Origin of the sequence: Intrasporangium chromatireducens Q5-1 (genome assembly GCF_000576575.1) — a bacterium.
GTDB classification, from domain to species: domain Bacteria; phylum Actinomycetota; class Actinomycetes; order Actinomycetales; family Dermatophilaceae; genus Intrasporangium_A; species Intrasporangium_A chromatireducens.
Map to the genome: position 1 here is coordinate 1 of NZ_AWQS01000169.1, position 8,573 is coordinate 8,573.

The window sequence follows — 8,573 nt, forward strand, 5'->3', positions numbered from 1 at the left end:
CGGTCGGCCCAGCCGCGGAGACGGACCTCGCCTCATCGAGGACGATCTCGAGGGCGGGGGTGATCCCGCCGACGGAGGGCGCATACGAGGTGGGGTCGATCTGCAGCTCCAGCCAGCGGGACCCCTCGGCGGCGTCGTCCGCGGCCGCCTCGCGCACGATCCGGCGCATGTCGGCCTCGCCCCGCACGCAGGCGCGGGCAATGTCGTAGAGCCGCTGGAACCGGAACCAGCCGCGCTCGTCGGTGGCGCGCAGCCGGGGCGGCCAGTCCTCCACGAGCGCGTCGGGCAGCCGGATGCCGTGCAGCAGGGCCAGGTCGCGGACCGTCTCGATCCGCATCGAGCCGGTGAAGTGCAGGTGCAGGTGCGCCTTCGGCAGGCGGTCGAGCGGCCGCGCCGCGCCGGCCGGAGCGGTCACTCCTCGTAGTCCGGCACGCCGATGATGTGAACGGCCGCCTCCTCGGCGGAGGCGGCGGCGCCGTCGACGCCCACGTCCCGGGCCACGAGGTCCTTCTCCGTGTCCTCGTGTGTTCCCTCGTCCTCGGCGACGAGCCGACCGGCGCGCTTGTCGCCGACCTCCTGGTCGCCGAGCCAGTCGTCGTCGGCATCGATCGAGTCGGGGTCGTCGCCGCCGACCCGGTCGTCCTCGTCGTCGTCGAGACCGCTCTCGTTGTCAGGAGCGCCGTAGGCCGTGGAGGGGTCGGGCTCCTCCTGCAGGATGCGCTGGTCGATCGTCTCCTGCTCGGCCTGCTCACGCGCCGTCGTGCCGAAGGCGTCGACACCGCGGGGCGCCTCGTTGGGGGAGTAGCCCCGGTCGAGCGGGTCGCTCACGTCGTCCTGGATCAGCGTGTCCTCGGGCTGCAGCTGGTCCTCGTCGTCGGTGCTGTAGGTGGTCGGGCCCTCGTCGATGTTCTCGTTCGGCTGGGTGTCACTCATCGTGCTCTCCTTCCGATACCGGGCCGGCGCCCACGTCTTGGGCCGGCGCCCGTCGTCTGTTCCGACGTTACCTACCCGCTCGGCGCTCGGAGATGAGCCGCTCCGCTGCGGCGAGCGCCACACACGTCGCGACGCCGGCCATGGCGGTGCGTACGTCGTCGAGGACGGGCATCGTCGGCGCGAGCCGGATGTTGCGGTCGCGGGGGTCACGGCCGTAGGGGAACGACGAACCGGCCGGGGTGAGCGCGATGCCGGCCTCCTTGGCGAGCTGCACGACGCGCGAGGCGGTCCCGTCGAGGACGTCGAGGTTGACGAAGTAGCCGCCGCGCGGGTGGCTCCACTCCGCGATGTCCAGCCCCGCGAGCCCCGTGCGCAGAGCCTCGTCGACCGCGGCGAACTTCGGCGCGAGGATCTCGCGGTGCTTCTGCATGTGCTGGCGCAGCCCCTCGGCGGAACGGAAGAACTCGACGTGCCGGAGGTGGTTGACCTTGTCCGGCCCGATGGAAGCCTTGCCGAGGTGGCGCAGGAACCACGCGACGTTGTCGACCGACGCGGCGAGGACGGCGACGCCGGCCCCGGCGTAGGTGACCTTCGAGGTCGATGCGAACACGACGGGGCGGTTCGGGTGACCGCCGGCCGTGCAGAGGCTGATGATGTCGGCGCTCTTCGTCTCGTCCTCGGTGAGGTGGTGGAAGGCGTAGGCGTTGTCCCAGAAGATCGTGAAGTCCGGTGCGGCAGTCGGCATCGAGGCGAGCCGGGCGGCGACCTCCTGCGAGACGACGGCGCCGTTCGGGTTGGCGTAGGTCGGCACGATCCAGATGCCCTTGACGCTCGGGTCGTCGCGCACGAGGGCCTCGACCGCGTCCATGTCCGGGCCGTCGTCGCGCATGTCGACGTTGACCATCTCGATGCCGAGCTCCTCGAGCAGCGCGAAGTGCCGGTCGTAGCCGGGCACCGGGCACACGAAGCGGACCGTCTCCTCCTGCGACCACGGCCGCGGGGAGTCGACCCCGCCGAAGAGGAGGAAGTCGACGAGGACCGTGTGCATCATCGTGAGGCTCGAGTTGCCGCCGGCGACGACCTGGGCCGGCTCGACGCCGAGCAGCTCGGCGAAGATCTCGCGCAGCTCCTGCAGGCCCTCGAGGCCGCCGTAGTTGCGCACGTCCGTGCCCGCCCGGTCCTTCGTCGTCGTCGGCAGCTTGAGCAGCTCGTCGGAGAGGTCGAGCTGCGCCGAGGAGGGCTTGCCGCGCGTGAGGTCGAGCTTCAGACCCGTGGCCTGCAGCTGCGCGTAGGCCTGCTGCTGCTCGGTGAGGAAGGCAGCGAGGTCGTCGTCGGACAGGGACGCCAGCGGAGTGCGTGATGAGGTCACCCGCCGATCCTCCCACTCGCTCGGGACGCCCGGTCCACACGTCCGGATCGCGGCCCGACCGACGACGGTAGCCACCGCGCGCCCGACTGCAGAGGTGGTATGCCGCTGAGCCGGCTCCCCGGCGCACGGCACGCGCACGCTCGAGCCGGCCACGTGCGGGACGTCGCGCGCCCCGGGAGCGCGGTGAGCGGCATGCCCTCGGTCTGGTCGGTTCGCCCTCGGACAGGATCGTCCCGTATGATCTTCCTCCGGACGGCCCCGCTGGCCATGCTGACGCATGCCGTCCCACCGGCTCTCCCCTAAAGGGCCGGTGTAGGGCAATAGCTCAATTGGTAGAGCACTGGTCTCCAAAACCAGCGGTTGGGGGTTCGAGTCCCTCTTGCCCTGCGCATCAGGTGTGCTGGCAGAAAGTAGGAAGCGTGACCGAGACGAGCGCCAAGCACGGGTCTGGCCGGACCGGCCGGGCCCGGCGCGGCAATCCCGTGTCGCGCTTCTACGGCGCCATCGCCCTGTTCATCCGGCAGATCCTCGACGAGCTGCGCAAGGTCGTGAGGCCGACAGGCCCCGAGCTCGTGCGCTACACCACCGTCGTCATCGTGTTCGTGCTGGTGATCATGGCGGTGGTGTCCGGCTTCGACTTCGTGTGGAGCAAGTTGATCAGCTGGGCCTTCAGCGGGAAGGTCCTCTGACGGGTCCCCGCCCGAGGCCACCAGCCCACCGCTGAACCAATAGCGAGGAAGTAGGTCAACCGTGTCCGACGAGTACGCCGCCGAGAGCGTCCACGCCGAGCCCGACGTCGCCGACCGTGAGGTCGCCGTCGACGAGGCGTCCGCCCCGGTCGAGCAGGACGACGTGGACCAGGCAGCCGCGACCGACCTGGCCGACGATTCCGACCAGGACGCCCAGGCCGACGAGGACGCTGCCCCCACGGCGACCGGCGAGGAGGCGACGGCCGAGGAGTCCGACGAGGACCCGGTCGAGGCGTTCAAGCGCGACCTGCGCAGCAAGTTCGGTGAGTGGTACGTCGTGCACTCCTACGCCGGCTATGAGAACCGGGTCAAGGCCAACCTCGAGACGCGCATCCAGACCCTCAACATGGAGGACTACATCTTCGAGATCGAGGTCCCCATGGAGGAGGTGACCGAGATCAAGAACGGCCAGAAGAAGCTCGTCCGCCGTGTCCGGATGCCCGGTTACGTCCTCGTCCGCATGGACCTCACCGACGAGAGCTGGGGCGCCGTGCGGCACACCCCGGGGGTCACCGGCTTCGTCGGCAACGCGCACCAGCCGGTCCCGCTCTCGTTCGACGAGGTCGTGACGATGCTCGCCCCGACGATTCCCGCGGCGCAGGGCGCCAAGGTCCCGGCCGGCGCCGCTGCCGGTGGCGCCGCGGCCAAGCAGCCGGCGGTCGTCGACTTCGAGGTCGGCGAGTCGGTCACCGTCATGGAGGGCCCGTTCGAGACGCTGCCGGCGACGATCTCGGAGATCATCCCCGAGTCGCAGAAGCTCAAGGTGCTCGTGTCGATCTTCGGCCGCGAGACCCCCGTCGAGCTGTCCTTCAGCCAGGTCGCCAAGATCTAGGCGTTCCCCAGAACCCGTCCCGGGCCACCGTCCGGGGCAATGCAACCGGGTCATCGCCCACGGCGTCGGCCCACAACCAGAAGGTAGGCAAGCATGCCCCCCAAGAAGAAGGTCTCCGGCTTCATCAAGCTGCAGATCCAGGCCGGCCAGGCCACCCCCGCGCCGCCCGTCGGCCCGGCGCTCGGTCAGCACGGCGTCAACATCATGGAGTTCGTCAAGGCGTACAACGCCGCGACGGAGTCCCAGCGCGGCAACGTCATCCCGGTCGAGATCACGGTCTACGAAGACCGCTCGTTCACCTTCATCACGAAGACGCCGCCGGCCGCCGAGCTGATCAAGAAGGCCGCAGGCGTGGCGAAGGGCTCCGGTGAGCCGCACAAGACGAAGGTCGCCAAGCTCTCGCGTGACCAGGTCCTCGAGATCGCGCGCCAGAAGATGGAAGACCTCAACGCCAACGACGAGGAGATGGCCGCCCGCATCATCGCGGGGACGGCTCGCTCGATGGGAATCGAAACCGAGCTCTGAGGCGTTGACTCAGGTGGCGCCCGACGGTACGTCGGGCGCCCACCAAGCCCAGCGGCATACGACATGCTGGTGGGCCTGTGGGAGGGCGGCGCTGGCCCAGCACCACAACTCCGCACCACACCACAAGGAGCATCATGAAGCGCAGCAAGAACTACCGCGCAGCCGCCGAGCTCATCACGCCCGGCAAGGTCTACGCGCCGCTCGAGGCGGTCCGCGTCGCGAAGCAGGCGGCGAAGGCCAAGTACGACGAGACCGTCGAGGTCGCGTTCCGCCTCGGCGTCGACCCCCGCAAGGCCGACCAGGCCGTCCGCGGCACGGTCAACCTGCCCAACGGCACCGGCAAGACGGCCAAGGTCCTCGTCTTCGCGCAGGCCGACAAGGCGGAGGCGGCCCGTGAGGCCGGTGCCGACTACGTCGGCTCCGACGACATGCTCGAGCGCGTCGCCGGTGGCTGGCTCGACTTCGACGCCGTCGTCGCGACGCCCGACATGATGGGCAAGGTCGGTCGCCTCGGCAAGGTGCTCGGTCCGCGTGGGCTCATGCCCAACCCGAAGACCGGCACCGTGACGATGGACGTGGCCAAGGCCGTGTCCGACATCAAGGGCGGCAAGATCGAGTTCCGCGTCGACAAGCACGCGAACCTCCACTTCATCATCGGCAAGGTGTCCTTCGACGAGAAGGCGCTCGTCGAGAACTACGCGGCGGCGCTGGACGAGATCCTCCGTCTCAAGCCGGCGAGCTCGAAGGGTCGCTACATCGAGAAGGCGACGCTGAGCACGACGATGGGCCCGGGCATCCCGCTCGACGCGAGCAAGACCCGCAACCTCACCGTCGAGGAGGACGCCTCCTGACGGAGGCGCCCGACCGGCCCGAGAGCCCGTCACCCCCTGTGGGTGGCGGGCTCTCGCCGTCCGTGGGTATGCCGCTCAGCGGGCTGCCGTCGAAGGTGTAGACGGACGCGGGGTGGGCACACGGAGCGAATGGACGACAAGGACGACAGGGCTGCACAGACCCGCGACAAGGCCGCCCGGGCGCCGGCGCCCGACGCGCCGCAGAAGCCCGATCAGGTGACCGACATCGCGAAGCCGACGTGGGGCTACGTGCTGAAGCGGGCCTGGCTCGAGTTCCGCAAGGACAGTTGCACCGACCTCGCCTCCGGGCTGACCTACCACGCAGCGCTGTCGATCATGCCGGGGCTGCTGGCCGTCGTGTCGCTCCTCGGGATCTTCGGGCAGGGCAAACGGACGACGGACGCGATCACCGGCTTCATCCGCGACCACGCCACCCCGGAGGTCGCGAGCCTGCTGCAGGGCCCGATCGAGCAGCTCGCCAGCTCGAGCAAGGCGGGCCTGGCCCTCGTCGTCGGCATCGTCGGCGCACTGTGGTCGGCCTCCGGCTACGTCGGTGCGTTCGGGCGGGCGATGAACCGGCTCTACGAGGTGGGGGAGGGGCGCCCGATCTGGATCCTGCGGCCCATCAACGTCCTCGTCACCGTTGTCCTCGTCGTCCTTGTCGTGCTGATGCTCGGCATCCTGTTCCTGTCCGGCCCGGTCGCCAAGACCGTCGCCGACGCGGTCGGCCTCGGTTCGACCGGCCTGACGGTGTGGTCGATCGTCAAGTGGCCGATCGTCGTCGTCATCGCGGTCACCCTCATCGCCCTGCTCTACTACGCGACCCCCAACGTCAAGCAGCCAAGGTTCCGGTGGATCAGCGTGGGGTCGGTCGTCGCGTTCGTCGCGATGGCGATCGCCGGCGTCGCCTTCGGCTTCTACGTGGCCAACTTCAGCAAGTACAACGCCACGTACGGGACGATCGGCTCGGTCATCATCGTCCTGCTGGGCCTGTGGATCATGAACCTCGCCCTCCTGCTCGGCGCCGAGATCGACGCGGAGACCGAGCGGGGCCGCGAGCTGCAGGCGGGCATGCGGGCCGCCGAGACGATCCAGCTGCCGCCCCGGGACACCCGGCAGGTCGAGAAGCGCGAGGAGAAGACGGAGGCGCTCGTCGAGCGGGCTCGCGAGCTGCGCAGCGAGGGGGAGCGCCACAACGGCTCCTCGAGTTGACCTCACTCTGTGCGCTATGTGAACCATTGTGCAGAAAGCGCACACGAGGTACGGTGGCTCCGTAGCCGGGACGAAGGAGATCGGGCATGAGCGAAGTCGTCATCGAGGAGCAGGAGGCGCCCACCCGGGGCAACCTCGAGTCGCAGCACGAGATCACCGCGGAGATCGAGGACCTGCAGCGGCAGGACGAGCGGTCCGGGGTGCACCGCACCCAGTCGCGGCTCGACTTCGCGCCCTACCGCAGCTCCATCCTGAGGCACCCGACGAAGGCTCTCGAGCATGCCGATCCGGAGGGGATCGAGCTGTGGTCCCCGGTCTTCGGCACCCGCGACGTCGACCCGCTCGAGGCGGACCTGACCATCCAGCGCGGTGGGGAGCCGATCGGTGAGCGGATCCGCATCACCGGTCGCGTCCTCGACGGCGACGGGCGCCCCGTCCGGGGGCAGCTCGTCGAGATCTGGCAGGCCAACGCGGCCGGTCGCTACATCCACAAGCGCGACCAGCACCCAGCACCGATCGACCCCCACTTCACCGGCGTCGGTCGCACCCTCACCGGTGACGACGGCAGCTACTCGTTCCTGACGATCAAGCCGGGTCCCTACCCGTGGGGCAACCACCGCAACGCCTGGCGCCCGGCCCACGTACACTTCTCGCTCTTCGGGCGCGAGTTCACCCAGCGGATGATCACCCAGATGTACTTCCCCGGTGACCCGCTCTTCGCCCTCGACCCGATCTACCAGTCGGTCACCGACCCGAAGGCCCGCGAGCGCCTCGTCGCCAGCTACGACCATGACCTGTCCGAGCATGAGTTCCTGCTCGGCTACCGGTGGGACATCGTCCTGACCGGCGAGCACGCGACGCGGATGGAGCAGGAGAGCGACCATGCCTGAGAGCACGACGCCGTATGCCGCTGAGCGCGGTCCCGTCCCGACGCCCGGCCAGACGATCGGCCCCTTCTACCACTTCGCGCTGCCCTACGAGGGCGGTGAGCACCTCGTCGCCCCGGGGTGCCCCGGTGCGATCCGGCTCCACGGCTTCGTCACGGACGGCAACGGCACCGGCATCCAGGACTCCATGCTCGAGCTCTGGCAGGCCGACGAGTCCGGACAGGTGGTCCAGCAGCCGGGCTCGCTGACGTCCGACCCTGGCCGGTTCACCGGCTTCGGCCGGACGTCGACGTGGCGCGATGGCGGGTACTCGTTCACGACCGTCGTCCCCGGGCCGACGTCGCAGGGCGCTGCGCCGTTCATCGCGATGGTCGTCTTCGCTCGGGGCCTGCTGAACCGGCTCTTCACCCGGGTCTACCTGCCCGACGACGCCGAGGCGCTCGCGAACGACCCGTTCCTGTCATCCCTCGCCGAGGACCGGCGCTCCACGCTCATCGCAACCCGCGAGGCCGACGGCGTCTACCGCTTCGACGTGCGCCTCCAGGGCGACGGGGAGACCGTCTTCCTCCAGTTCCCCCGTCACGAGGTCTGACTTGCCGCTGCTCCTTGCCCCCGGGTCGGCGCGCTGGCCGCACCTGGTCGACGACGCTGCCGTGCTGCAGGCACTGCTCGACGTCGAGGTCGCCTGGGTCCGCGTCCAGGCTCGGCTCGGCCTCGTCGACGACGACGTCGTGGCAGCGGTCTCGGCCCACGGTGACGTCACCGACCACGACCTCGGCCCGATCGCAGCCGGCGTCGAGGCTGGTGGCAACCCCGTCATCCCGATGCTCGCGGCGCTGCGGTCGGCCGTCGGCCCCGAGACCGGTGCCGCGGCGGTCATCCACCGGGGGTTGACGAGCCAGGACGTGCTCGACTCCGCCCTCATGCTGCTGGCCCACCGGTCGCTCGCCATCGTCGTCGACCGGCTCGCGGCAGCCGTCGACGCAGCCGCCCGGCTCGCCGACGCACACCGCGGGACCCTCCTCGTCGCCCGTACCCTGTCGCAGCCGGCCCTCCCCACGACGTTCGCGGCCAAGGCCGCCGGCTGGCTGGCCGCCCTGCACGAGGCGAGGGCCGAGGTCGCGGCACGCACGCACCTGCTGCCCGTCCAGTGCGGCGGTGCCGCCGGGACGCTGGCGGCCATCGACGCCCTCGCGCCCGGGCGAGCCCTCGAGG

Annotated in this window: 10 protein-coding genes, 1 tRNA gene and 1 pseudogene; 9 read left to right on the forward strand and 3 right to left on the reverse strand. The window is 70.1% G+C overall.

Annotated features, from left to right (window positions below; all coding sequences use genetic code 11):
• The 3 genes and pseudogenes from N864_RS16120 to N864_RS16130 all read right to left on the reverse strand — a co-directional run.
• A pseudogene (locus N864_RS16120) lies at nucleotides 1-337 on the reverse strand (adenosine deaminase); the annotation flags it as partial.
• A 74-nt stretch (nucleotides 338-411) separates the two neighbouring features.
• Entirely contained in the window at nucleotides 412-933 is a 522-nt protein-coding gene (locus N864_RS16125; protein ID WP_034719091.1) for a DUF5709 domain-containing protein, read from the reverse strand.
• A gap of 67 nt (nucleotides 934-1,000) precedes the next feature.
• Nucleotides 1,001-2,302, reverse strand: a complete 1,302-nt coding sequence (locus N864_RS16130; protein ID WP_034719094.1) for an aspartate aminotransferase type Ic — start codon at nucleotides 2,300-2,302, stop codon at nucleotides 1,001-1,003.
• 314 nt (nucleotides 2,303-2,616) lie between these two features.
• On the opposite strand from N864_RS16130, the gene N864_RS16135 reads away from it, so the two are divergent.
• From N864_RS16135 to N864_RS16175, 9 genes are all read left to right on the forward strand, one after another.
• Nucleotides 2,617-2,689 (forward strand) — tRNA-Trp (locus N864_RS16135).
• A 32-nt stretch (nucleotides 2,690-2,721) separates the two neighbouring features.
• Complete coding sequence (gene secE / locus N864_RS16140; RefSeq protein WP_034719102.1) at nucleotides 2,722-2,991, forward strand: preprotein translocase subunit SecE; 270 nt, start codon at nucleotides 2,722-2,724, stop codon at nucleotides 2,989-2,991.
• Nucleotides 2,992-3,052: 61 nt separating this feature from the next.
• The gene (gene nusG, locus N864_RS16145; protein ID WP_034719104.1) at nucleotides 3,053-3,883 is read left to right on the forward strand and encodes a transcription termination/antitermination protein NusG; all 831 of its coding nucleotides are present in this window, start codon (nucleotides 3,053-3,055) and stop codon (nucleotides 3,881-3,883) included.
• 93 nt (nucleotides 3,884-3,976) lie between these two features.
• On the forward strand, nucleotides 3,977-4,408 hold the full coding sequence (rplK, locus tag N864_RS16150; protein WP_034719107.1) for a 50S ribosomal protein L11: 432 nt from the start codon (nucleotides 3,977-3,979) through the stop codon (nucleotides 4,406-4,408).
• Nucleotides 4,409-4,542: 134 nt separating this feature from the next.
• Nucleotides 4,543-5,259: a 50S ribosomal protein L1 gene (rplA, locus tag N864_RS16155; RefSeq protein WP_034719109.1), complete on the forward strand. Its 717-nt coding sequence runs from the start codon at nucleotides 4,543-4,545 to the stop codon at nucleotides 5,257-5,259.
• A 129-nt stretch (nucleotides 5,260-5,388) separates the two neighbouring features.
• On the forward strand, nucleotides 5,389-6,471 hold the full coding sequence (locus N864_RS16160) for a YihY/virulence factor BrkB family protein (RefSeq protein WP_034719111.1): 1,083 nt from the start codon (nucleotides 5,389-5,391) through the stop codon (nucleotides 6,469-6,471).
• 86 nt (nucleotides 6,472-6,557) lie between these two features.
• Complete coding sequence (gene pcaH / locus N864_RS16165; RefSeq protein ID WP_051518695.1) at nucleotides 6,558-7,361, forward strand: protocatechuate 3,4-dioxygenase subunit beta; 804 nt, start codon at nucleotides 6,558-6,560, stop codon at nucleotides 7,359-7,361.
• A complete protein-coding gene (gene pcaG / locus N864_RS16170) occupies nucleotides 7,354-7,950 on the forward strand; it encodes a protocatechuate 3,4-dioxygenase subunit alpha (RefSeq protein ID WP_034719113.1) in 597 nt (198 codons plus the stop codon). The genes pcaH and pcaG overlap by 8 nt, the downstream gene beginning before the upstream one ends.
• A gap of 1 nt (nucleotide 7,951) precedes the next feature.
• Nucleotides 7,952-8,573, forward strand: a 622-nt coding sequence (locus N864_RS16175; protein WP_034719116.1) for a lyase family protein, incomplete at its 3' end; no start/stop codon positions are given.

Bases quoted from the DNA above. Each gene is read 5' to 3' on its own strand.
- N864_RS16160 (WP_034719111.1), top strand. From the start codon at position 5,389: ATGGACGACAAGGACGACAGGGCTGCACAGACCCGCGACAAGGCCGCC.
- pcaH (WP_051518695.1), top strand. From the start codon at position 6,558: ATGAGCGAAGTCGTCATCGAGGAGCAGGAGGCGCCCACCCGGGGCAAC.
- N864_RS16125 (WP_034719091.1), bottom strand. From the start codon at position 933: ATGAGTGACACCCAGCCGAACGAGAACATCGACGAGGGCCCGACCACC.
- pcaG (WP_034719113.1), top strand. From the start codon at position 7,354: ATGCCTGAGAGCACGACGCCGTATGCCGCTGAGCGCGGTCCCGTCCCG.
- rplK (WP_034719107.1), top strand. From the start codon at position 3,977: ATGCCCCCCAAGAAGAAGGTCTCCGGCTTCATCAAGCTGCAGATCCAG.
- rplA (WP_034719109.1), top strand. From the start codon at position 4,543: ATGAAGCGCAGCAAGAACTACCGCGCAGCCGCCGAGCTCATCACGCCC.